The sequence below is a fragment of the Pseudoduganella dura genome, from assembly GCF_009727155.1.
GTDB lineage: Bacteria > Pseudomonadota > Gammaproteobacteria > Burkholderiales > Burkholderiaceae_D > Rugamonas > Rugamonas dura.
Genome location: NZ_WNWM01000002.1, coordinates 5,493,682 through 5,516,480 on the forward strand (window position 1 = coordinate 5,493,682; position 22,799 = coordinate 5,516,480).

General features: G+C 67.8%; 15 protein-coding genes and 1 pseudogene. 6 read left to right on the forward strand and 10 right to left on the reverse strand.

Annotation, left to right across the window (positions count from 1 at the left end):
* Positions 1-68: 68 nt before the first annotated feature.
* Genes GJV26_RS24025 through GJV26_RS24050 form a run of 6 tightly spaced genes read right to left on the reverse strand, consistent with a single transcriptional unit; the run spans position 69 to position 11,392 of the window.
* A complete protein-coding gene (locus GJV26_RS24025; protein ID WP_155711187.1) occupies positions 69-2,444 on the reverse strand; it encodes a DNA polymerase II in 2,376 nt (791 codons plus the stop codon).
* Between the two features lie 32 nt (positions 2,445-2,476).
* On the reverse strand, positions 2,477-3,379 hold the full coding sequence (locus GJV26_RS24030) for a diguanylate cyclase (RefSeq protein ID WP_155711188.1): 903 nt from the start codon (positions 3,377-3,379) through the stop codon (positions 2,477-2,479).
* Complete coding sequence (locus GJV26_RS24035; RefSeq protein ID WP_155711189.1) at positions 3,376-6,909, reverse strand: hybrid sensor histidine kinase/response regulator family protein; 3,534 nt, start codon at positions 6,907-6,909, stop codon at positions 3,376-3,378. Before GJV26_RS24035 ends, GJV26_RS24030 begins: the two co-directional genes overlap by 4 nt.
* Complete coding sequence (locus tag GJV26_RS24040) at positions 6,906-8,276, reverse strand: oxygenase MpaB family protein (RefSeq protein ID WP_155711190.1); 1,371 nt, start codon at positions 8,274-8,276, stop codon at positions 6,906-6,908. The genes GJV26_RS24035 and GJV26_RS24040 overlap by 4 nt, the downstream gene beginning before the upstream one ends.
* 3 nt (positions 8,277-8,279) lie before the next feature.
* A complete protein-coding gene (locus GJV26_RS24045) occupies positions 8,280-9,131 on the reverse strand; it encodes a carotenoid biosynthesis protein (RefSeq protein ID WP_229419418.1) in 852 nt (283 codons plus the stop codon).
* An 11-nt stretch (positions 9,132-9,142) separates the two neighbouring features.
* Positions 9,143-11,392: a TonB-dependent receptor gene (locus tag GJV26_RS24050; RefSeq protein ID WP_155711191.1), complete on the reverse strand. Its 2,250-nt coding sequence runs from the start codon at positions 11,390-11,392 to the stop codon at positions 9,143-9,145.
* 279 nt (positions 11,393-11,671) lie between these two features.
* Here GJV26_RS24050 and GJV26_RS24055 point away from each other — a divergent pair, with 279 nt between their 5' ends.
* The gene (locus tag GJV26_RS24055; protein ID WP_155711192.1) at positions 11,672-13,915 is read left to right on the forward strand and encodes a TonB-dependent receptor; all 2,244 of its coding nucleotides are present in this window, start codon (positions 11,672-11,674) and stop codon (positions 13,913-13,915) included.
* Between the two features lie 104 nt (positions 13,916-14,019).
* Here GJV26_RS24055 and GJV26_RS24060 read toward each other — a convergent pair whose 3' ends face one another.
* On the reverse strand, positions 14,020-14,961 hold the full coding sequence (locus GJV26_RS24060; protein WP_155711193.1) for a LysR family transcriptional regulator: 942 nt from the start codon (positions 14,959-14,961) through the stop codon (positions 14,020-14,022).
* A gap of 135 nt (positions 14,962-15,096) precedes the next feature.
* On the opposite strand from GJV26_RS24060, the gene GJV26_RS24065 reads away from it, so the two are divergent.
* The 3 genes and pseudogenes from GJV26_RS24065 to GJV26_RS24075 form a co-directional block, all read left to right on the forward strand.
* Positions 15,097-16,263 (forward strand): mandelate racemase/muconate lactonizing enzyme family protein, encoded by a 1,167-nt coding sequence (locus GJV26_RS24065; RefSeq protein WP_155711194.1) that lies wholly within the window; start codon positions 15,097-15,099, stop codon positions 16,261-16,263.
* A 171-nt stretch (positions 16,264-16,434) separates the two neighbouring features.
* Positions 16,435-17,772: a C4-dicarboxylate transporter DctA gene (gene dctA, locus GJV26_RS24070; RefSeq protein WP_155711195.1), complete on the forward strand. Its 1,338-nt coding sequence runs from the start codon at positions 16,435-16,437 to the stop codon at positions 17,770-17,772.
* Positions 17,773-17,841: 69 nt separating this feature from the next.
* A pseudogene (locus GJV26_RS24075) lies at positions 17,842-18,006 on the forward strand (phosphate acyltransferase); the annotation flags it as partial.
* A 123-nt stretch (positions 18,007-18,129) separates the two neighbouring features.
* On the opposite strand, the gene GJV26_RS24080 reads toward GJV26_RS24075, so the two are convergent.
* Positions 18,130-18,540, reverse strand: a complete 411-nt coding sequence (locus GJV26_RS24080) for a group III truncated hemoglobin (protein WP_155711196.1) — start codon at positions 18,538-18,540, stop codon at positions 18,130-18,132.
* Between the two features lie 79 nt (positions 18,541-18,619).
* On the opposite strand from GJV26_RS24080, the gene GJV26_RS24085 reads away from it, so the two are divergent.
* A complete protein-coding gene (locus GJV26_RS24085; RefSeq protein ID WP_155711197.1) occupies positions 18,620-19,984 on the forward strand; it encodes an MATE family efflux transporter in 1,365 nt (454 codons plus the stop codon).
* Here GJV26_RS24085 and GJV26_RS24090 read toward each other — a convergent pair whose 3' ends face one another.
* Together GJV26_RS24090 and GJV26_RS24095 are read right to left on the reverse strand one after the other, a co-directional pair.
* Positions 19,985-20,584, reverse strand: a complete 600-nt coding sequence (locus GJV26_RS24090; protein ID WP_155711198.1) for a LysE family translocator — start codon at positions 20,582-20,584, stop codon at positions 19,985-19,987. It lies immediately after the preceding gene.
* A 154-nt stretch (positions 20,585-20,738) separates the two neighbouring features.
* Positions 20,739-21,419 (reverse strand): glutathione S-transferase family protein, encoded by a 681-nt coding sequence (locus tag GJV26_RS24095; RefSeq protein WP_216643159.1) that lies wholly within the window; start codon positions 21,417-21,419, stop codon positions 20,739-20,741.
* A gap of 179 nt (positions 21,420-21,598) precedes the next feature.
* Between GJV26_RS24095 and GJV26_RS24100 the strand changes: the two genes are divergently transcribed.
* Positions 21,599-22,735, forward strand: a complete 1,137-nt coding sequence (locus tag GJV26_RS24100) for an AraC family transcriptional regulator (protein WP_229419419.1) — start codon at positions 21,599-21,601, stop codon at positions 22,733-22,735.
* Positions 22,736-22,799: the final 64 nt, after the last annotated feature.

Consider the following 22,799-nt stretch of genomic DNA (forward strand, 5'->3'; position numbering starts at 1 on the left):
GGCGGCGCCGAAGCATCTGGTGTCGGACACCAGAAGCACACCGGATGCTTCACGCCACGCCGGCGATCCTAGAACAACGCGCGCTGCCGGCTCGTGAGCCCCACGAAACTGTCGCCCAGGAACGGCAGGATCGCATCGGCGACCGGCTGCAGCTGCCGGTCCAGGTAGTGCGCATAGTCGATCGGCGAGCGCCGCGTTTCCAGCGGCTCGGGGCCCTGCGTCGTCATCAGGTAGCGGATCCAGCCGCGGTTCTGGTATTGCAGCGGGCGGCCCCGGGCGGCGTTGAATTCGTCGGCGATGCGGGCGGCGCGCACATGCGGGGGCACGTTGCGATCGTAGTCGTCGAGCGCGCGGCGCAACCGCTTGCGGTAGACCAGCAGCTCGTCCAGCTCGCCGCGCAGCATGCGCTCGGCGTAGTCGCGCACGTAGTCGCGGTAGGGCTCGCCGCGGAAGATCAGGCCATATAACGCCTGCTGGAATTGCTGGGCCAGCGGAGTCCAGTCGGTGCGCACCGTTTCCAGGCCCTTGAAGACGATGTCCTCGCTGCCGTCGGCGCGCCGCACCAGGCCGGCGTAGCGTTTCTTGCTGCCTTCGTCCGAGTTGCGCACCGTCGGCATCAGGAATCGGCGGTAATGCGTTTCGTACTGCAGCTCCAGGGCGCTCTCCAGCCCGAACCGCTGCCGGAGGTGGACGCTCCACCACGCGTTGACGCGGGCCACGAGCGCTCGGCCGATATCGTCGGCCTCCCGGGCGCCGCAGGCCCTGCCCAGCCACACGAAGGTCGAATCCGTGTCGCCGTAGATCACCTGGTAGCCCTGTTCCTCGATCAGTTCGCGCGTGCGGTGCATGATCTCGTGCCCGCGCATCGTGATCGAGGTGGCCAGCCGCGGGTCGAAGAAGCGGCAGCCCCAGGCGCCCAGCACGCCGTAGAACGAATTCAGGATGATCTTCAGGGCCTGCGACAGCGGCGCGTTGCCGTCCCGCTTGGCCGCTTCGCGCCCTTGCGAAACGCGGGTGACGATCGCCGGCAGGCAATGCGTCGTGCGGGAAAACCGCGCGCCCACGAATCCCGGCACGGTATCCGCCTCGGGCTCGCGCAGCCCTTCGATCAGCCCCACCGGGTCGATCAGGAACGTGCGGATGATCGATGGGTACAGGCTCTTGTAGTCGAGCACCAGCACCGAGTCGTACAGCCCGGAGCGCGAATCCATCACGAAGCCGCCCGGGCTGTCGCCGTTGGGCACGTCGCCCAGGTTCGGCGCCACGAAGCCGGCACGGTGCATCAGCGGCATGTACAGGTGCTCGAAGGCGGCCACCGAGCCGCCGCTGCGGTCGGCCGCCAGGCCGGTCACGCTGGCGCGTTCCAGCAGGAAGTCGAGGATGCCGGTCCTGGCGAAGATGCGGGTGACGAGTTCGCAATCCTTCAGGTTGTAGCGTGCCAGCGCCGGCTTGTCCTCGGCGAACAGGCGGTTGATCTCGTCCATCCGGTCGTAGGGATTGTCGATCGCCTTGCCTTCGCCCAGCAGGGTCTGGGCAACGTGCTCCAGGCTGAACGACGTGAAGCTCCACGTGGCCGAGCGCAGCGCCTCGATGCCGTCGATGATCAGCCGGCCCGGCGCCGCGGCGAAGAAGTGCTGCCCGTTGCTGTGCTCGCGCCATTCCATCCGCGTGCCGCCGCGCCCCAGCAGCAGCGGCACGCCGTAGTGCTCCGCGTGCCTGTGCAGCATGCGCAGGTCGAACTGCACCACGTTCCAGCCGATGATCGCATCGGGATCGTGGCGCGCCATCCATTCGTTCAGGCGCACCAGCAGCGAGGCCCGGTCGGCGCACCACGCGAGCTCGAAATCGAGGCCGGCGGCGTCGCCATTCGGCGGCCCCAGCATGTAGACGTTGCGCGCGCCGCAGCCTTCGATCGCGATCGAATACAGTTCGCCGTGCGCAGTGGTCTCGATGTCGAGCGACGCCAGCCGCAGCCGCGGACGGTAGCCATCCTGCGGCTTGATGCGCGCGTTGCGGATGACGCCGCCCCCCGCCTGTACTTCGTCTACCGCTTCTTCTTCATCCCCTTCGAAGCAGACCGGTGCCGTGATGAACCGCTCCATCAGGTAGCGCTCGGGCGGGCGCACGTCGGCTTCATAGACATCGATGCCGTGCTCGCGCAGCCGTTTTTCCAGCTTCAGCAGCTGCCGGTAGTGGCGGCAATACAGGCCCACGACGGGACGGTGCCGGAAATCGCGCAGCGAGAGCGGACGCAGTTCGCAGCCGCGCTCGGAGCGCAGCACGGCTTGCGCGGTTTCCTGGCATTCGGCGGGGATGAAGGCGACGGGTGTCTGCGGCGGCAGCCGCACGCAGCGCGGGCCGTCGTCCGTCGCCACCCAGAATTCGACCTCGACGCCGGCATCGGTATCGCGCCAGTGGCGGGTCAGCAGGAAGCCCGGCTGCATGGTTCCATCTCCTGTCGGCCGCCGTTACGGCATCACGGCGTGGCGCGCCACACCACCCGGTTGCGGCCGGCCTGCTTGGCACGGTACAGGTGCGCATCGGCGGCGGCGAACAGCGCCGTGGCATCCTCGCCGGGCAGCAGCGTGGCGCCGCCGACGCTGACGGTCAGCACCGGCGCCACCGGCGAACCCACGTGCGGGATCTCCAGGCGGTTCAGCGCGTTGCGCAGCCGCTCCACCACGGCGCGGGCATGCGCGGCGTCGGTGTCCGGCATCAGCAGCACGATTTCCTCGCCGCCGTAGCGTGCCGCGAGGTCGCCGGGGCGCCGTACCGCGGCGGCCGCGGCACGCGCCACGGCGCGCAGCGCGCGGTCGCCGGCCGGGTGGCCGTAGTGATCGTTGTATTGCTTGAAGGCGTCGATGTCGAGCAGCGCGATCGACAGCGCGGTCTCGTGGCGCAGCGCCCGCTGGCACTCCAGCTCGAACACTTCATCGAAGCGGCGGCGATTGGCCAGTTCGGTCAGGCCGTCCACGTGCGCCAGGTGCTCCAGCATGCGGCGCTGGCGCACCATCTGCAGGTGCAGCGCCACGCGTGCCATCACCACGGTGGCGTTGAACGGCTTCAGGATGTAGTCCGAGGCACCCATCTTCAGGCCCTGCGCCTCGTCCTCGGGCTGGCCCAGGCCGGAAACGAAGATCACCGCGATATCCGCCGTGCGCGGGTCGTCGCGCAGGCGGCGCAGCACTTCGAAGCCGTCCATGTCGGGCATCATCACGTCCAGCAGGATCAGATCCGGCACGTGCCGCACGGCGCGGTCGAGCGCCTGCGTGCCGTCCTTGGCGAGCAGCACCGTGTATTCGGGTTTCAGCAGCTCGGCGAGAACTTCGCGGTTGATCGCGTCGTCGTCGGCCACCAGGACTTTTTGCAGGGCATTCATGCAGGATCTTCGAGGGTCGTATCCAGCGCGCGCGCGAGGCGGGCCAGGGGTTGCATTGCCGCATGATACTCGATCTCGGCGACCGCCCTCCCGATCTCGCCCAGCAGCGCCGCATGCGCCGCAACGCCCGGCAGCGCCTGCAGTTCGCGCAACAGGTCTTCGGCGCGGGCATCGTCGGCGCGCAGGCAGGCGGCCAGCTGTTGCAGCAGCGCGCGCATGTCCGTGCCGGCCGCAGGCGAGGCCTGCGCCGCCGCCAGCGGCGCCAGGCCGGCCAGCAGCGTATCGAGGGTGCCGACCAGTTGCGGAACCAGTACCGCGAGCTGCTCATCCCGTCCGGCGCGCAGTTCCCGTTCGACGGCGCCGGCCTGCCGCGCCAGCTCGGTGGCGCCGATGTATACCGCGCTCGATTTCAGGTTATGCGCCAGCATGCCGATCGGCGCATGGCTGCCCGCCGCCAGCGCGTCGCGCAGCGCGGCCGGGGCGGGCGCATACTCCCGCATGAAGCCCTGCAGGCGCTTGTCGAGCCGGCTGCGGCGGCCTTCCACGCCGGCCAGCGCAGCATGCCAGTCGACCCCCGGCAGCGCCGGCAGCGCGGCCGGCATCGGTCCTCCTTCCGGCGCATCGGCCGGCCGATACGATTCGAACGCCGGCGACGGCAGGCGGCCGGCCAGGCGCTCCGGCGCGATCCAGCGCAGCAGCGCGGCAAACAGCAGGTCCGGATCGATCGGCTTGGCGATGTGATCGTTCATGCCGGCCGCCAGGCTCTTCTCGCGGTCGCCGGCCAGCGCATGCGCCGTCATCGCGATGATCGGCAGTGCGGCATGGGCGGGCAGGGCGCGGATGCGGCGCGTGGCGGTCAGCCCGTCCATTTCGTGCATCTGGATATCCATCAGCACCGCGTCGTAGTCGCCACGCTGCACCATCCGTACCGCCTCGATGCCGTTCACCGCCACGTCCACGTGCATGCGGGCGGCCGCCATGTAGTCCAGCGCCACTTCGCGGTTGTTGGCATTGTCGTCCACCAGCAGCACGCGGGCGCCGTCCAGGCGCGCCAGGTCGAGGGTGCGGGGCGGCGCCGCGCCGCCCGGCATGGCCGTCATATCCGGCCGCAGCACCTGCAGCAGGCTGTGATACAGAAGCGCCGGGCCGACCGGCTTGGTCAGGAAGCCCGAGAGAGGCAGCTGGCCGGCCTGCTGCAGCACGGTGTCGCGGGTGCAGACGGTGAGCATCAGGATCGCCGGCGGCGCGGCGAAGCGCTTGTCGTCGCGGATCCGGTGGATCGTCTGCACGCCGTCCAGGTCCGGCATCAGGTAATCCATCAGCACCACCTGGTAGGGCTCGCCGTCGCCTTCCGCCGCGTGCAGCATCGTCAGGCACTGCTCGCCGGAGCCGGCCGTGTCGGCGGCGATGCCGAACCCGCCCAGCATTTCCACGATGGCCTCGCGTGCCGTGGCGCTGTCGTCCACCACCAGCACGCGCGCCTCGTGCAGCAGCGAGGCCGGCACCGGCAGCGCCGCCGCCGGGTCGCCGATGCCCACGTCGACCGTGAACGTGAACGTGCTGCCGGCGCCCGGCCGGCTGCGCACGGTGATCTGCCCGCCCATCAGCTGCACCAGCTGCTGCGAGATGGTCAGGCCCAGGCCGGTGCCGCCGTAGCGGCGCGTCATCGACGCATCGCCCTGGCTGAACGCCCGGAACAGGCCGGCCTGCTGCTGCTCGTTCATGCCGATGCCGGTATCGCTGACGGTGAAGCGCAGCGTCACGTCGTTGCCGCTGCGGGCGGCCACGTCGACGGCCACCACGATTTCGCCGCGTTCGGTGAACTTGACGGCGTTGCCGGTGAGGTTCAGCAGCACCTGGCCGAGCCGCAACGGGTCGCCGGTGAGCACCGCGGGCACGGCGCGGCCCACGCGGAACACGAGCTCCACCTTGCGCGCATCCGATTTCAGCCCGGTCATGCTCGACAGGTGATCGAGCAGCGCGTTGATATCGAACGGCACGTTCTCGATCGTCATCTTGCCGGCCTCGATCTTGGAGAAATCGAGGATGTCGTTGATGATGGCGAGCAGGTGTTCGCCGGCGCCGAGGATCTTGGTCAGGTAGTTGCGCAGCCGCGCATCGGGCCCGGCCATCAGCGCCAGCCGGCTCATGCCGAGGATCGCGTTCATCGGCGTGCGGATTTCATGGCTCATGTTGGCCATGAATTCGGACTTCAGCCGCGCGGCCGCCTCGGCGCGCAGCATCGCCGTCTGCAGGCCCTGCGTGCGCAGGCCGAGAATGCGCATGTACAGCAGCATGTCCACGGTGCTGGCCAGCTGCAGCGCGTGCATGGTCCAGAAGGTGGCCTCCACCCGGCCGCCGAAGACCTGGCCGAGCACCATCGCGCCGGTGAACGAGACCACCCAGCCGATCATGAAATACCAGCCCACCGGGTCGCCGCGGCGCATCTGGCGCAATGCGCCGGGCAGGCCGAACAGCTTGGGCGCGGCGCCGAGCGTGGACACCACGACCAGCAGGCCGTTCATCGTCAGGATGTCGAACGCGTAGGTGACGGCGCACACCGCCATCAGTGCGGCGCCGGCCTTCATCAGGATACTGAAGCGGCGGTCCATGCCGAGCCGTGCCACCACCTGTTCGACGAACAGGTACGAGCCGCACGACGCCAGCATCGCCGTGACGCCGCCCGCGTGCTCGATCATCCACGGACTGCCGGGCCACAGGTATTGCTGGCCGATGCCGAAGAAGTCGATGGCGTACAGCGCCAGCCCGGAAGTGGCCAGCGCGAACTTGCCGAACGTGATGTCGCGCAGCGTCACCCACTGGCCCAGGCTGTAGACGACCAGGCACAGCGCCAGGCCGGCCAGCAGGCCCTGCACCATCTGTTCGAGCAGCTCCATGCGGTGGAACCGGTGCGTGTTTTCCAGCCGCACCGGCAGGATGACCGGGCCGCGCGCCTCGACGCGCAACAGCAGCGTGTGTTCGCCCGGCGGCAGCGCCAGCATGAAGGCGGGCACGCGCGCTCCGAGGTGCGGTTCCGGCGGCGGCAGGCGGTTGCCGGCCGCCATGTGGCGGCCGATGCGGCCATCCGTCACCACCCACGTGTCGACACGGCCCAGCAGCGCGTAGTTCAGCGCCAGCACCCAGCGCCCGTCGGCGTCCGCGGGCACCCTGACGGGAAGGCGCAGCCACAGCACGCGCTGCTCCTTGCCCGTGGTGCCCCGCGCCGTGACGGGCGGCGCGAACCGGTCGCTCGCGGCCAGCGCGGCCGGGGCGTCGAGCCGGCGCTCGGGGTCGGGCAGCATCGTCAGCGCCGACCAGGCATCGACTTCGCGCAGACTGTTGTCCAGTACCAGCGGCGCGGGGGCCGAGGCGACGGCAGTGGCAGTGGCAGTGACAGGGGCGGCCGCGGCGGCGCCGGCAAACCATGCCAGCAACGGCGCCAGCAGCACCCACGCCACGGCGAAGGCGAGCAGTTCGCCCAGGGGGGCTGCCGGCCGCGCTCTTTCCGGACTCGCTTGCGCGCGCTTCATCCCCGGCCCCTGCCGGACAGCCGCGCCTCGAGCCGGTTCATCCAGCGCGGCGCCGCGGAGTCGCACTCCCATTCGCACAGCACGCTGCCCACCTGGTTCAGCAGCGCCTCGGGCAGCCGCAGCGGCCGCGTCTGGTCCATCAGGATCCGCGCGGTGAAGCGGTAGCCGAGCACGCGCGTGAGCATGCGCGAAATCGAGAAGCCAGGCATGGCGAGGCGCACGGTGGCATCGGTGGCGCGCGCGGCGCCGAGGCAGGCCAGGAACAGCAGCCGTGCCGGCCAGGCGGTGCGCCGTGCCAGCCCCAGCGTGCGGGCCGTCTCGCGGCCGCACAGGTAACGCGTCAGCTGGACCGGGAACGTGCGCAGCAGCGGCAACGGTATCTCGCGCTCCATCGCCGTCATCAGGGCGGCGGCCAGCGCCGGGCGCGGATCGGGCTCGCCGGGCCGCGGCGCGCCGCCGGCCTGGAAACGCTCGAACAGCACCGCGGCCTGCGCCATCGTGTCGGCCATCAGCGGCCGTTCGATGCCCAGCACGTGGCCGACCACGTTCCAGGCATGCAGGTAGGCTTCCTCGTCGGCGCGCGGCAGGCCGATGCCAAGGCGTCGCAGCGCGCGCAGGAACACGTAGCCGAAGGTGAGCAGCGTGTAGGCCAGTTCGGCCTGGTTGCAGGGCAGGCCCTGGCGTGCCGGGTCCCAGCCCAGCGCGTGGACCACCTGGTGCATGCCGCCGCCATCGGCCGCCAGCGGCGGCACGTGGCCGCGCGCCAGCGCGCCGTCCGGGCTGCCGCGCAGGATCAGGCGCCGGATCGTGGCATGGATCAGCCGCACCTTGAGCACCTGCGCAACGCCGGCCCCGCCGGGCGTCGCCAGCCCGCCATGCAGCATCACGGGGAAGATCATCGCCGCGGTCGAGCGCACCCGGTAGTCCGTGTGCGCTTCCAGCTGGCCGGCCGCGTGCAGCACGTCCGCCAGGTCCGGCAGCACGTAGCATTCGGGCAGGCTGGCGCAGAACAGCAGCGTGCAGGACAGCATGCCGAAGTCCATGAACAGTTCTTCCGCGCGCGCGATTTGTGCCCGGTCGGCCCACGGCGGCAATAACGATGCCTGGGCCACGTAGGCTTCCAGCGCCCGCGCGATGGGGACCGGAACGTCCGCCGCGGCGCGCCAGCCGGCCAGCATGCCGTTGTCGGTCCATCCGGCGATCTCGCGGTTGACGATGGCGAGCGCGGCGGCCGGCACGCCGTCGCAGCCGGCGGCGGCGAAGACCTGCGCGATCGTGGCATCGGCCAGCGGGTCCGCGCACAGCAGGGGAGAGACCGGCGAGCCGGGAGACGCGACAGGCGCGGGCAGGCGGGAGCCGTCGGGCATGATTTACTCCTGGTGGTGGGTGGATTGCCAGCGGGCCAGCCCGCATGCGGCGACCAGCAGCGGAATGCCGAGCGCGAAGAATGCCACGGTGCGCAGTTCGACGGGATCGCCCACCGCCATCTGGAACACCATGCAGCCGCCGTACAGCGCCAGCGGCACCAGCACGTGGCGGCGCGCGGCGGGCAGCATGGGGCGGATGGGGCCGAAGCGGTGCGTGAGGCGGAAACCCAGCACGATGAAGAACGACACCGTCATCCAGCCGACGAAGCCCTGCAGCGTTTCGCCGAACCACCAGCCATCCTGCTTGTGCATGATCCAGGCCTTCAGCGTGAATACGAAGTAGGGGTCGGCCCCCAGGTCCCAGGCGGTGACGATCAGCGCGGCGAGCAGCGACAGCGCGGCGGACCAGCCCAGGCCCGCGGCGCCATCGACCGGCGCCTGCCACACCGCCAGGTTGGCCATCACGTAGGCGCCGTAGGTGAGCGCGAACCACATCAGCGGGATCACCACCGGCACGTCGCCCAGCCGCGGGCCCAGCACGTCCGTGTAGGTGTAGGCGCCGAACAGCAGGCCGTACGAGGAACCCAGCTGCTCGCCGGCCCACCCGGCGGCGACCGCGATCAGCATGAAGCGCAGCGCGGCCCGTGCGCCCAGCAGGTGCACCGCGCTCGCCGCGCTGGCGCCGAACATCAGCAGCGAGCTGGCGATCAGCAGCGCCGTCGTTTCGCCCTGGCCGCGCAGCAGCAGCGCCGCCAGGAAGGCCGGCAGCAGCAGGGCGGCGATGCGGGGCGCGTGGCGTTGCGGCCCGCCCGCCGCGGGCATCGGGCATGCCTGATCGATGGCGGCGCGGTTCATTGATGTGCGGCTCATTGATACCGGTAGTCGAAGCGCACGCCATAGGTGCGCGGCGCGCCCGGTACCGACATGCCGAAGCTGTCGATGGTGGCCGGCGCGATCCTGTTGCCGAGGTTATGGCCATACGCGGACAGGGTCCACGGCGCGTCGTCCGGATGCCAGGCCAGCGTGGCATCCACGGTGGTCATCGCCGGCACGCGGTACTGCACCAGCTTCGACGGCACGCCGATCATGTAGGCGGCGCTGCGGCGCGCATTGACGCCGCCGCGCACTTCGTGGCCGGCGAAGCGCACGCGGCGCTCGTAGCCGGCCGCCAGCACGTGCGACGGCGCGCGGTCGAGCTTTTTATCGTTCCACGAGTGGATGCCGTCCGGTGTGTACGACACGTAGTGCGCATCGAGCAGCGTCAGGCCGTAGCTGAACCGGTCGTCCGCGGTGGCCTGCACCTTGCCGTCCAGTTCCAGCCCGCGCACGCTGGCCACGCCCGCGTTGGTCGTGATGAAGCGCGGCGCGCCGGCGACGATCGCGTTGCCGGACAGTTGCAGGTTCGTGTAGTCGTACCTGAACGCGGCGGCGTTCAGGCTGGCCCGCCCGTTCCAGAAGCGCGTCTTCGCGCCCACCTCGATCGATTTCAGCGACTCCGGCTGGTAGAACAGGTAGCCGGGCGCCACGGCCGCCGCGGCCGGGCAGGCCACGCCCAGCGTCGTGCCGGCGGCGCAGCCGTCGTTGAAGCCGCCGGCCTTGTAGCCGGTGGCGATCGTGCCGTACACGAACGTCGACGGCGCCAGGTCGTAGTCGAGGCCCAGCCGCCAGGTGCGCTTGTCGGTCTCGATCCGCGCGGCGTTCGGCAACTGGAAGTCGGTGGCCGGGTTGAACACGGGGCCCTGCTGGAAGCTGGTGGCGCCCACGCGCGATTTTTCATCCTGCGTGTAGCGCAGGCCGGCGGTGGCGCGCAGCCGGTCCATGACACGGTACGTCAGCTGGCCGAACGCGGCGCGGCTTTTCGCCACCGTGGGATCGGTGGGGAACGCATAGTATGGCGTCAGGCCGATCGGCACGAGGTCGCGGAACACGTAGTTCGAGTGGGAGCGTTCGTCGAACCAGTACAGGCCGGCCTGCGCCGACAATGCCCCGGTGCCGTTCGTGGCCACGCGCAGCTCGTGCGAATCCTGCCGCTGGCCGCCGGTGAAGTTCTGGCGCACGCCGAGCGTGGCCGTTGGCGCCACGCGGTAGATATAGTTGGTGAGGAAATCCAGGTCGAACTTGCGGTGCGCGCCCAGGTAGGACAGCGTGACCGGCCCCAGGTCCCACGTGAACTCGGCGCTGATGCCCGACGCGCGGTTATGCGCCCAGCCCTGTTCCGGCCTGCCGTTGCGCGGCCTGAAGCCGTTCGTCAGCCGTTCGCCTGCGGGGGCGCCGTACCACACCGGGTTGCCGCGGTCGGCGTTGCGGAAGAAGTTGTTGTCGGAGACGAAACCGTCGGGATTGTAGTCGTTGGTGCTGTGATCGATGCGCAGCAGCAGCGAAGCGGTGTCGCCGAGCGCCGCCCTGGCCGACAGGCGGGCGGTGCGGATATCGGCATCCAGGCCCAGCGTGTGCCCCGTACCCTGGCCATTGCGCAGGTAGGAGTCGTGGCGGCCGGTGGCCACGGCGGCGCGCAGCGCCAGCCAGTCGTTGACCGGCACGTTCAGCATGCCGTTCGCCTTGCGGCTGCGGTAGTTCCCGGCATCCGCGCCGAACGCGGCTTCCAGCTTGCGCGTCGGCGCGTGCGAGATCACGTTGACGACGCCGGCGGTGGTGTTGCGGCCGTACAGCGTGCCCTGCGGGCCGCGCAACACTTCGATGCGGTCGACGTCGAGCAGCAGCCCGTTCTGGTTCTGCGGGCGGGCGATGTAGATCCCGTCGAGCATGAAGGCGGCGGACGGGTCGCCCTTGTCGGTGGCGTCCGAGTTCGACACGCCGCGGATCGTGATCCTCAGGCCGTCGGCGGCACCGTCGAGGTGCACGTTCGGCAGGCGCTTGGCCAGTTCGGCCGGCGTGTCGAAGCCGGCGGAGCGCAGCGCGTCGCCGGATACCACGCTCATCGCCACCGGTGTCTTCGATTCGGGCGACGTGGTGCGCTGCGCGGTGACGAGCACTTCCTGGATCTGCGATGCCGTGGATGGCGCGTCCTGCGCATGCGCGGCATTGCTTGAAAAACTGGAACAGGCAGCGGCCACCAGGCCGGCCAGCAAAACGGGGGCTCCGCGACGATCTCGCATTACTTCTCTCTCAGGTGAATCCGCACCGCGCATGGTCAGATTGTTAATTTTCGTTGCGGTACAGTTAAAACAACCCGCAAGTCTATCAGTTCGCATTGCAGAGTAATAGTGGGTTGCTATCAGGGAAGATACCGACGCATGTTTTTGTCGCCACGCGGCCACGCCGGCGTGCATGCAGGGGCGGCTGTCATGGCGGCGTCATATCCGGTCTTTACCATCCGGCACAGTTTTCATTTGATTAACTTCGTCGTGCCAACCAATTGTCCGAGAAAGACTCCGATGCGCCAGCCTTCGTTCCAACTCCGCCTGAAACCCCTGTGCCTGTCGCTGCTGGCCGCGCTGCCCGCGTTCGCCCATGCGGCCGACCCGGCGCCCGATCCGGCGGGCGCGCCGCCGATGGCGATCGTGGAAGTGACGGGCACGGGGCAGTCGCGGCAGGTGCAGAACATCACCCGCGCCGACCTGCAGCAGGCAACGCCCGGCACCAGCCCTTTGAAGACGCTGGAAAAACTGCCCGGCGTGAGTTTCCAGTCGGCCGACCCGTTCGGCAGCTATGAATGGTCGACGCGCTTTTCGATCCGCGGCTTCAACCAGAACCAGCTCGGCTTCACGCTCGACGATATCCCGCTGGGCGACATGAGCTACGGGAACAACAACGGCCTGCACATCTCGCGGGCGATCTCGTCCGAGAACATCGGCCGTGTCGCCGTGTCGCAGGGGGCCGGCGCGCTCGGCACCGCGTCCACCAGCAACCTGGGCGGCACGGTGCAGTTCGTCACGCTGGGCCCGGCGAGCGAGCAGGGCATCACCGCCGCGCAAACGCTGGGCAGCGACGACACGGCGCGCACCTTCGTGCGGTTCGACAGCGGCGAATTCGCCGGCGGCACGAGGTTCTACATCAGCGGCACGCGCATGCGTTCCGAAAAATGGAAAGGCGCCGGCCCGCAGGACCAGGACCAGTTCAACAGCAAGGTCGAGCGCCGCATCGGCGAGCACACGCTGTCGGCGTTCTTCAATTACTCGGACCGCCGCGAAGTGGACTACCAGGACCTGTCGCTGGAAAGCGCGAACCGCCTGGGCATGGACTGGGACAACTACTACCCGGACTGGCAGCGCGCCGTCAACGCTGCCAAGGGCGTCTACAGCGGCGGGGTCAACAGCCTGGACGACGCCTACTACCTGGGCCAGGGCCTGCGCAAGGACAAGCTGGCCGGCGCCGCGCTCGACCTGCAGCTCACGCCGGCGCTGGCCGCCAAGCTCACCGGCTACCACCACGGCAACGAAGGGCAGGGCCACTGGTACACCCCGTACACGCCCACCTCCGCCGCGGTGCCGATCTCGATCCGCACCACCGAATACACGATCAGCCGCAACGGCCTGCTGGGCGACGGGACATGGGAGCTCGGCATGCACACGCTGAACGCCGGCTTCTGGGCCGAGCGCAGCAAGCACGTGCTGACGCGTAATTTCTATGCGGCGACCGATGGGCGCTACATCGACGACTTCCTGCGCGATCCGATGAGCACGGGCTTCCTGCAGTCGTTCGTCACCGATACCCGCCAGTTCCACCTGCAGGATACGGTTGCGTTGCTGGACGGCCGCCTGAAGCTCAACTTCGGCTTCAAGAGCCCGAAGGTGGAGATCGATGCGCGCACGTTCGTCGGCGACCGGGCCGACGGCTCGATCACGGCCAGGAAATCGTTCCTGCCGCAGGCGGGCGTCACGTACCAGCTGTCGCGCAACGACGAACTGTTCGCCTCTGGCGCGAAGAACATGCGTTCGTACCAGCCGGGCGTGAACGGGCCGTTCTCGCAGACCCGCGCCGGCTACGCGCTGTCGATCGCGAACCTGAAGCCGGAAACGTCGACCACGTTCGACCTGGGCATGCGGTTCAAGCGCAGGATGGGAGAACAGCAACTGGAGGGCTCCGTCGCCCTGTACCACTCGAAATTCGACGACCGCCAGCTGGGCATCGCCACCTGCGCCGGCATCGTCGGCTGCGCCGGCACGATCGTCAACGTGGGCGAGGTCGCCACGCGCGGACTGGAAGCGCTGGCGGTGTGGAAGATCTCGCCGGCGCTGTCGTGGTTCAACACGTTCACGTACAACGATTCCACCTACGAATCGAACTACACGGACAATGGCAGGCTGGTCGCCACCGACGGCAAGCAGGTCGTCGACGCGCCGAAGAAGATGTTCAACACCGAGCTGGCGTACGACGCCAACGGCTTCTTCGCGCGGCTGGGCGCCAAGTACACGGACAAGCGCTACTACACCTACCTGAACGACAATTCGGTACCGTCGTACGTGGTGGCCAACCTGTCCGGCGGCTACCGGCTCGGCTCCGCCGGCATGCTGAAGGACCTGACCCTGCAGGTCAACGTGACCAACCTGTTCGACAAGGACTACTTCGGCACCATCGGTTCGAACGGCTTCTCGGCTTCGGACCCGCAGGGCACGTCGATGACCTTGCTGAACGGCGCGCCGCGGCAGGTGTTCGTTACGCTGTCGGGCAAGCTGTAAGGAACCGCGGGTCATCCCGCTCGCCATTGGTCCTGGAAGACAGTGGCGGCCCGATTCCTGCCGGCGCCCGGCAGCAGTTTCGAAGGTTCATGGCATGAAGCTGGTCACGGCCGTACCTTGCGTGAACGGGCGACGGGTTTGATGTGTTCCTGGACGCTGCCGCCCCGGCTGTCGAGCGCCGCCTTGAAATGCTCGGCAAGGAAGTCGATGAACGCCCGCGCCCGGATCGGCAGGTTGCGGCGTTCCGGATAATAGGCATACAGGTCCGCGGATGGCAGCTTGAAGTCGGGAAGGACGATCCGCAGGCGGCCGCTGTCGAGATACCGGGCCAGGTCCCATTCCGACCGGATCAGGATGCCGTGCCCGTCCAGGGCCCAGCCCAGGACGATATCGCCGTCATTGCTCGACAACATGCCGTGCACCTTCACCACTTCGCTGTGTTCGTGGTGCAGGAAGCGCCAGATACCGTACGCGTCGTCATTCTGGCGATGGATGATGCAGCGGTGACTGGCCAGGTCGGCCAGCGCCCTGGGCGTTCCGTGGCTTTCCAGGTAGGCCGGCGACGCGCACAGGAACCGCCGGTTCGACATGAGCCGGCGGGCATTGAGCCGCTTGTCGGGCAGTTCGCCAAAGCGCACGGCGAGGTCGAATCCGCTCTCGACCAGGTCGACCGGCCTGTCGGTCACTTCGACCAGCACCTCCACTTCCGGATAGCGCTTTGCAAATTCCGAGACCAGCGGCGCAATGGATGTGCGGCCGAAGTTCAGGGTCGCATTCACGCGCAGCAGGCCGCGTGGCAGCGCGCGCCCCTGCGACACGGCATCTTCCATCTCCCTGACGTCGGCCAGGATGCGCGTGGCGTGCTGCAGGTAGGTCTCGCCCTCGCTTGTCAGGCTGAGATTGCGGGTGGTGCGGTTCAGCAGGCGCACGCCCAGGCGGCTTTCCAGCATGGCGAGCCGCTTGGTTGCGGCCGGCGGAGTCAGGTCGATGGCGCGCGCGGCCGCCGACAGGCTGCCCAGCCGCGCGATCAGCACGAAAAGATGCATGTCCGATGTCAGGTCATTCTTCACATGTTTTCACTTGTCAAATAAATCCAGGGAAATTATAGGCCGCCTTTCCGGGATTAATCTACGTTCTCCCAATATCTGTCGCGAGCAAAGCGACGCTTCCAGGAGACTCGCATGAGAATCGTAGAAATCCGTGAACAAACCCTCCCCATCAGCTCGCCGATCCGCAATGCGTACATCGATTTCAGCAAGATGACACTGAGCCTGGTCGCCGTGATCACCGACGTGATCCGCGACGGCAAGCCCGTGATCGGATACGGCTTCAATTCGAACGGGCGCTACGGCCAGGGCAAGCTGATGCGCGAGCGCTTCATCCCGCGCATCATGGAGGCCGACCCGGCTTCGCTGGTCGACGACGCCGGCACCAACCTCGATCCGCACAGGATCTGGAACTGCATGTTCACCAACGAAAAGCCGGGCGGCCATGGCGAGCGGTCGGTGGCGATCGGCACGATCGACATGGCGGTCTGGGATGCGGTGGCCAAGATCGAAGGCAAGCCGCTGTTCCAGCTGCTGGCCGACCGCTACGGCAACGGCACGCCGGACCGCAAGATCTTCGTCTACGCGGCCGGCGGCTACTACTATCCGGGCCAGGACCACCGGAAGCTCAAGGACGAGATGCGCAGCTACATCGACCGTGGCTACACGGTGGTCAAGAAGAAGATCGGCGGCGCCTCGCTGGACGAAGACCTGCGCCGCATCGATTCGATCCTGTCCGTGCTGGGCGATGGCCAGAAGCTGGCGGTCGACGCCAACGGCCGCTTCGACCTCGACACCGCCGTCATGTACGCCAAGGCGCTGTCGCAATACGACCTGTTCTGGTACGAGGAACCGGGCGACCCGCTGGACTTCGAGCTGCAGGCCACGCTGCGCAATTATTACAAGAACCCGATGGCGACCGGCGAAGACCTGTTCTCGATGCAGGACGCGCGCAACCTCATCCGCTATGGCGGCATGCGCGCCGACCGCGACTGGCTGCAGTTCGATTGCGCCCTGTCCTACGGCCTGGTGGAATACCTGCGCACGCTCGACATGCTGCGCGAGCATGGCTGGTCGCCGAAGCGCTGCATTCCGCACGGCGGCCACCAGATGTCGCTCAATATCGCGGCCGGCCTGGGCCTGGGCGGCAACGAATCCTACCCCGACCTGTTCCAGCCGTTCGGCGGCTTCCCGGACGGCGTGGCCGTCGACAACGGCTACATCACCATGCCGGACCTGCCGGGCATCGGCTTCGAAGGCAAGGCGGACCTGTTCGCGGAAATGCAAAAACTGTCGGCCTGAGCGCCTCGCGGCCCCGACGCCTACCCAGAAGAGGCGTGGCCGCAAGCAACCCCATCGAAAGGACCGTGACCATCCGGGCGGCGCCGCCAGGCGCCCCGCCACGGTCGCGCCTGTCCATCGGCAGTCCGCAGTACGAAACGCAGTACAAACGATTCGCAACAGGAGACAGCCATGCGATCCACCTTCCTCGGAAAGTCCCTTTCCAAACTCTATGTCCAGGTCCTGATTGCCATTGTCCTAGGCATCACGCTCGGCCACTTCATGCCGGACCTGGGGGCCCAGCTCAAGCCCCTCGGCGATCTTTTCATCAAGCTGATCAAGATGCTGCTGGCGCCGATCATCTTCGCCTCCATCGTCGTCGGCATCGCCCGCATGAACAATGTCCATGAAGCGGGCCGCGTGGGCATCAAGGCAGTGCTGTATTTCGAGGTTGCTTCCACCCTCGCGCTGGCCATCGGGCTCATCGTCGTCAACGTGTTCCAGCCCGGCGTCGGCATGAACATCGATCCCGCGCATATCGACGGCTCTTCGGTAGCCACCTATGCCAAGCGGGCGGAGCAGCAGGGCGGCGCGTTCGACTTCGTCCTGAACATGGTGCCCAACAGCGTCGTCGGCGCCTTTGCCGCAGGCGAAATGCTGCCGATTATCTTCTTTTCCCTGCTGTTCGCCATCGCGCTGGCCCGCGCCGGCAAGCAGGTCGAACCCTTCGTCGACATGCTCGACCAGTTCCTGCAAGGGATGTTCGGCGTCGTGCGCATCGCCATGTATGTCGCGCCGCTGGGCGCCTTCGGGGGCATGGCCTTCACGGTCGGGAAATACGGCATCGGCACGCTGGCATCGTTCGGCCAGCTGATTCTCTGCCTGTACCTGACATCCGCCGTCTTCATTGTCCTCGTCCTGGGCATTGTCATGCGTACGTGCGGCCTCTCGCTGTTCAAGTTCATGCGCTATATCAAGGACGAACTGCTGGTGACGCTCGGTACCGCATCGACGGAGGCGGTATTGCCGCAAATGCTCGTCAAGCTGGAAATGCTGGGCATCCCGAAACCGGTCGTTGGCCTGGTGCTGCCGACCGGCTATGCCTTCAATGCCGATGGCACGGCGATCTACCTGACGATGGCATCCATCTTCATCGCCCAGGCCATGAACATCGACCTGACGTTGTGGGACCAGCTGGTGCTGCTGGGCGTGTTGCTGTTCACCTCGAAAGGGTCGGCCGGCGTGGCCGGCGCCGGCTTCGTGGCGCTGGCCGCCACGCTGGCATCGATGCACAAGATTCCCGTCGAAGGGCTGGTGCTGCTGCTCGGTGTCGACCGTTTCCTCAACGAAGCCCGCGCCGTGACGAACCTGGTGGGCAATGGCGTGGCCACGGTGGTGGTGGCGCGCTGGGAGGGCGCCATCGACATGAAACAGGCCAGGGCCGTTCTCGATCGCGGCGCGGCATTCGGCGACGGGCAGTCCGGTGCCGTACCGGAGTCGATTGCTCCGGTAGCGCGCATGCCGAATTGATGCCGGCCGTTCGCGGCTGCCTCATCCACGACCTGAAACAAGGCTGGACATGACCTCCGAAACATCCACGACATCTCCTGCAACCTGTTGAAGGTGGCGGCCGGGAACAATATCGCCATCGGTCCGATCCTGCCCGGTGCGGCACGGCCGGTGCCTGACCTGGCGCCGTCGGCGACGGTACGCCGGATCGTCGACATGACGGCGCTGCTGGTGGCCGCCATCGGCGTGGGCAGGGACGACGGCAGGCACCGACCCGGCCGACCGGCTGGCCAGGAAGACCACTGCCGATGCGATTTCGTGGCCGACCCGTCATGGACCTGCCTTGCCGGCACCTGCTGGCTGGCAAGGCCACTCCGTTCAGGCCGACGGCCCGGCCACCTCCACCTTGCCGAAGAAGCCATATTGCAGGCTGGCCGCGATGCGCTTCGCCACCACCAGCAGCTCGTCCGCCACGGGCGCCTCGAACAGGCGGCGCGCGGTGGCGTCGAACAGGTCGAGCCAGCGCTGGAAGTGTTGTGGCGTCACGCCTTCCAGCGTCATGTGCTTGCCGTAAACATTGCCCTGGAAGGGCGGGGCACCGGCGGCGCGGCCCAGCATGACGTCGCTCCAGAACGCCACCATCCGCACCAGGTGCGCGTCCCAGTCGTCGCCGATCCGGGGGCCGAACACGGCGGCCAGCAGCGGATCGCGCCGCACGTCGGCATAGAATTCGTGGACCAGGCGGGTGAGCGACGCGTGATCGGGGGAGGGATTCAGGGCGGGTTCCATGACAGGGCGGAGAAATCGGTGGAAACCGCCATTGTAGTGCGCCCGAACCACGTACAATGGCGGATTCCCTGCGCCCGCCATGTCCCTTCCTCCCAGCACCCCCCGACCCCATATCTTCACGCTTGCCTGGCCCCTGCTCGTCGAACTCGTGCTGGCGGTCGCCATCGGCATTGCCGGCACGTCGCTGGCATCGCACCTGTCCGACACGTCCGGCGCCGCGTTCGCGATCGCGCACAACATCTCCGTCACGCTGTTCCTGCTGTTCCGCATCGTCGGTTCCGGCGTGGGCGTCGTCATCACGCAGGGGCTCGGAGCGGGGCAGCGCGAGCGGGCGGACCGGGTGGCGCTGGCATCGGTCGGTGCAAGCACGTGGATCGGCGCCGTCACCGCGCTGGTGGCGCTTCTCGGCGCCGGACCGTTATTGAAACTGTTGCAGACGCCGGCCGACGTGTTCCCGCTGGCCGTGCCGTTCCTGATGGCGCTGGCGCCGGCGCTGCTGTTCGACGCGTGGAATGCGTCGATGGCGGCGGTGATGCGGGCCCACCTGCGCACCCGCGACACACTGCTGGTGCTGGTGGCGATGCACGCCACGCACGTGATGCTGGCGGTGCCGCTGATGCATGGCTGGGGCCCCATCCCGGCGCTGGGCCTGCCCGGTTTCGCCGTGGCATTGACGGTCAGCCGCGCGCTCGGCCTCTTCCTGCACCTGCTGCTGTGGCGGCAGCACCTGGGCCTCGTCACGCGGGCGCCGGACTGGTGGCGGCTGCCGCGCGACGAGCTGGCCGAAGTGCTGCATATCGGGATTCCCGCGGCCGCCGAGAACATCGCCTGGCGGCTGTCGTTCATGGCGGCGATGGCGGCGGCCGGCACGATGGGTGCGCAGGCGCTCGCCACGCATGCCTACGTGCAGCAGATCGGCAGCATGGTGATCGTGTTCAGCCTGGCCACCGCGTTCGCCGTGGAGATCATGGTCGGCCACATGGTGGGCGCCGGCGAATTCGGCGACGCGCACCGGCTGGTGCGCAGCGCGCTGGGGCGGGGCCTGGTCATCAGCGGCGTGGTGTCGGCCGCGGTCGCGCTGGCCGGGCCCTGGCTGCTGGGCGCCTTCACCAGCGACCCGGCGATCATCGCCGAAGGCCGCCTGCTGCTGTGGCTCGGCGTGCTGGTGGAACTGGGCCGCACGTTCAACCTGGTGGTCATCAATGCGCTGCGCGCGACCGGCGACGTGCGCTTCCCGGTCGCCGCCGGCGCCGCGTCGATGGCGCTGGTGCTGGCCGGCGGCAGCTGGGTGCTCGGCATCCACCTGGGCTTCGGCCTGGCCGGACTGTACATCGCCTTCGCCGCGGACGAATGGATCCGCGGCCTGATCATGTGGCGGCGCTGGGCCGTGCAGGCGTGGGTGCCGCATGCGCGGGCGGCGCGCCGCAAGCTGCGCGCGCGGTGACTACAGCCAGATCGCAACCGCCGAGTACACCGTCAATGCCACCATCACGGCGCAGAACACCTTGCGCCACAACGGCTGTGAAAGATAGCGCCGCAGCAGTGCCCCGGCGCCGGTCCACACGGAGATGCACGGCAGGTTGACCGCGCAAAAGACCAGGCAGTAGATCGCGATCGCGAGCGGCGCCGGCATGCCTTGCGGCAGGAAAGCCGCACCGCCGGTGATCGCCATGACCCAGGCCTTCGGATTGCAGAACTGGAATACCGCTGCCGCCACGAAACCCATGGGCTGCCGCGCCTGGCCGGCCTGCCGGTCGAAATCCATGCTGCGCAGTTGCCAGGCCAGATACAGCAGGTAGCCGGAGCCCGCCGCCCTGAGCGCGAACTGCGCCGCCGGCGCCGCCATCACCAGGGCGCCGATGCCGGTCGCGCAAACGGCCAGCAGCACGCCGAAGCCGATGGTAATGCCCAGCATGTGCGGGATCGAGCGGCGAAAGCCGAACCAGATGCCCGATGAGGTCAGCATGATGTTGTTCGGACCGGGCGTGATCGAGGACACGAAGGCGAACATGATCAGCGGCAGGTAGGGGATCAGGATGCGCATGGGCTGGCTCCGCAGGTGAGAAACCCATGCTAGCGCAAGTGGACGGTACGGTACCGATACACTTTCCCCGATACTCTCCGCCGCAGTGACGGCCCTTGTACCAGTACAGTTCGGCGCTGTCCGCAGGCCGACGGCGCCTGCAGTCCACGCAAGCTTACATTGCTGTCATCTTCGCCAGCTCATTGTCTTTCATCACCGCCCGCTGGTAGGCATCGCGCGCCGTCAATTTCCCGGCGTAAGCCAGGAATGCATCGCGTGCCGGCAGAGTCTGGAGGCCCAGGCCCCAGCCGATGTGCGAACCGACGTAGACGTCGGCGGCGGTGAATCGATCGCCCGCGATATACGGGTGAGCCTGTACTGCCCGCTCCAGCTGGTCGACCGTCCGCGCATAGCTGCCATGGCCGAAAAAGAACTCCTGCTCCGGCAGCGGTTCGAAGCCGGCGCGATGGTTCGTGACGGCCTGCTCGACAGGTCCGGCTGCGAAAAACATCCAGCGGTAGTAATCGGCGAGTTCCGCCGCCGTGGGGCCGAGGCCGGCAGCGGGAAATGCTTCCGCGAGATAGGCGCAGATTGCCGCGGTCTCCGTGACGATTCGCCCCTCGTGCTCGATCGCGGGAATTTTACCGATCGGATTGATTTGGTCGAAAAAGCGCGTGCGGACGGTATCCGCATCGCCGCTGCCGGGCCGGGCCAGCGCGGCGCCGCCCCATCGATCGGCTTTGCTTGACGATTCATAGTCCAGGACGATGGTCTCGTACGGGCAGCCGATCTCTTCGAGCATCCAGCGGACCATCCGGCCTCGGGAATTGGGGTTGGTGTAGAACTTCAATGTCATAATTGTCTCTGGCGGTAGTGAAGGAATCGGACCGGCAGATAGTAGCGGCCGGGTACGGCTGCCGTCGCTGCAAAACACGCCAGCGCCCCTGCGAATCACGCCAATCGTCCGATCCGGAATCCGGCGGCCGGCAGTGGCCGGCAAAATCACTCGCCCCGTCGCATCGCCATGCGTATTCCATGAGGCCGCAGGATCGTGTCAACGCAGGGATTTTCAATGACCGTTCCTGGCCGGGCCGGATCGCCGAACAGGACAGAAAGATGACAATTACGAAAATGCCGGCGGACCGCTGCAAGCTGCCGGCAGCATTCTGGCAATCGATTGAACGGCTCGGGCTGCAGCCCCCGGCAGTGCTGCGGCAGGCTTCGCTGCCGGCGACATTGCATCTCGACGAAGCCGCCTTCATCAGCACGCCACAACTCTTTGCCGTGTGGCAGGCCATCGAGTCGCTGTCCGGGGACCCCGGTTTCGGCATCCGGATGGTGTGCGACACAAGCAGCGCCAGGCACATGATGGCGTTCGTGTCCGCTTTGTATGCAGCGGATTTTCGCGACGGTCTCGAGCGGATCGTCCGCTACAAGCGCCTGTGCAGCCCGGACCGGCTGCTGATGGATGAAAAAAACGGGGAAATAGCCGTGACGAGCGAGTGGCCAGGCGGTACGGGACCCGAGCCGTATATATCGGTGGAGGCCAGCTTCGCCCTGCTGATCGAGCTCGGCCGCAGAGGGACCGGGCAGCGAATTTCGCCGTTGAGGATGACGCTGCGCCGCCGTGCCCCCGGTACCGGCCCGCATGCGGCGTTTTTCGGATGTCCGGTACGATTCGGCGCGGACGAGGATCGCATGGTGCTGGATGCGTCGAGCCTGGCCTTGCCGTTTCTCGACCACAATCCTGAAATGCTCCGGATGGTCGGCCCCGCCCTGGCGGCAGCCTTGCATGAATTCGAGGCGCAAGCGAACTTCGTGGACCAGGTCAAGGCGGCCTTGCGGCGCGCGTTCGCCGCCGGCCGTTCCGATATCGCGATCGTCGCCCGCGAACTGGGCCTCAGCGAGCGCACCATGCAGCGGCGGATCACCGCCGAGGGCAAGACCTTCAGGATGTTGCTCAACGAAACCAGGCGGGAACTCGGCCGCCAGCTCCTGTCCGACGGTTCGGTCGAAGTCGGGGAAGTGGCTTTCCTGCTCGGCTACCAGGATGCCAATTCGTTCTATCGCGCGTTCCGGGAGTGGGAACACGTGTCGCCCAGCCAGTGGCGGCTGCTGAATGCCCCCCGATCCGATGCAATGCCCGGCAAGCCTGAACACGCGGTGCACTGAACGCCGCGGTCGCCGACCCGGACGGGACCGCTGATCCGGCCGGCAGCACCGGCCCTTGCGATTC

Coding starts and splice junctions, on each gene's coding strand:
- GJV26_RS24055 (WP_155711192.1), top strand. CDS start 11,672: ATGCGCCAGCCTTCGTTCCAACTCCGCCTGAAACCCCTGTGCCTGTCG.
- GJV26_RS24085 (WP_155711197.1), top strand. CDS start 18,620: ATGTCCCTTCCTCCCAGCACCCCCCGACCCCATATCTTCACGCTTGCC.
- GJV26_RS24080 (WP_155711196.1), bottom strand. CDS start 18,540: ATGGAACCCGCCCTGAATCCCTCCCCCGATCACGCGTCGCTCACCCGC.
- GJV26_RS24065 (WP_155711194.1), top strand. CDS start 15,097: ATGAGAATCGTAGAAATCCGTGAACAAACCCTCCCCATCAGCTCGCCG.
- GJV26_RS24045 (WP_229419418.1), bottom strand. CDS start 9,131: ATGAACCGCGCCGCCATCGATCAGGCATGCCCGATGCCCGCGGCGGGC.
- GJV26_RS24025 (WP_155711187.1), bottom strand. CDS start 2,444: ATGCAGCCGGGCTTCCTGCTGACCCGCCACTGGCGCGATACCGATGCC.
- GJV26_RS24040 (WP_155711190.1), bottom strand. CDS start 8,276: ATGCCCGACGGCTCCCGCCTGCCCGCGCCTGTCGCGTCTCCCGGCTCG.
- GJV26_RS24095 (WP_216643159.1), bottom strand. CDS start 21,419: ATGACATTGAAGTTCTACACCAACCCCAATTCCCGAGGCCGGATGGTC.
- GJV26_RS24100 (WP_229419419.1), top strand. CDS start 21,599: ATGAGGCCGCAGGATCGTGTCAACGCAGGGATTTTCAATGACCGTTCC.
- GJV26_RS24060 (WP_155711193.1), bottom strand. CDS start 14,961: ATGCATCTTTTCGTGCTGATCGCGCGGCTGGGCAGCCTGTCGGCGGCC.
- dctA (WP_155711195.1), top strand. CDS start 16,435: ATGCGATCCACCTTCCTCGGAAAGTCCCTTTCCAAACTCTATGTCCAG.
- GJV26_RS24050 (WP_155711191.1), bottom strand. CDS start 11,392: ATGCGAGATCGTCGCGGAGCCCCCGTTTTGCTGGCCGGCCTGGTGGCC.
- GJV26_RS24030 (WP_155711188.1), bottom strand. CDS start 3,379: ATGAATGCCCTGCAAAAAGTCCTGGTGGCCGACGACGACGCGATCAAC.
- GJV26_RS24035 (WP_155711189.1), bottom strand. CDS start 6,909: ATGAAGCGCGCGCAAGCGAGTCCGGAAAGAGCGCGGCCGGCAGCCCCC.
- GJV26_RS24090 (WP_155711198.1), bottom strand. CDS start 20,584: ATGCGCATCCTGATCCCCTACCTGCCGCTGATCATGTTCGCCTTCGTG.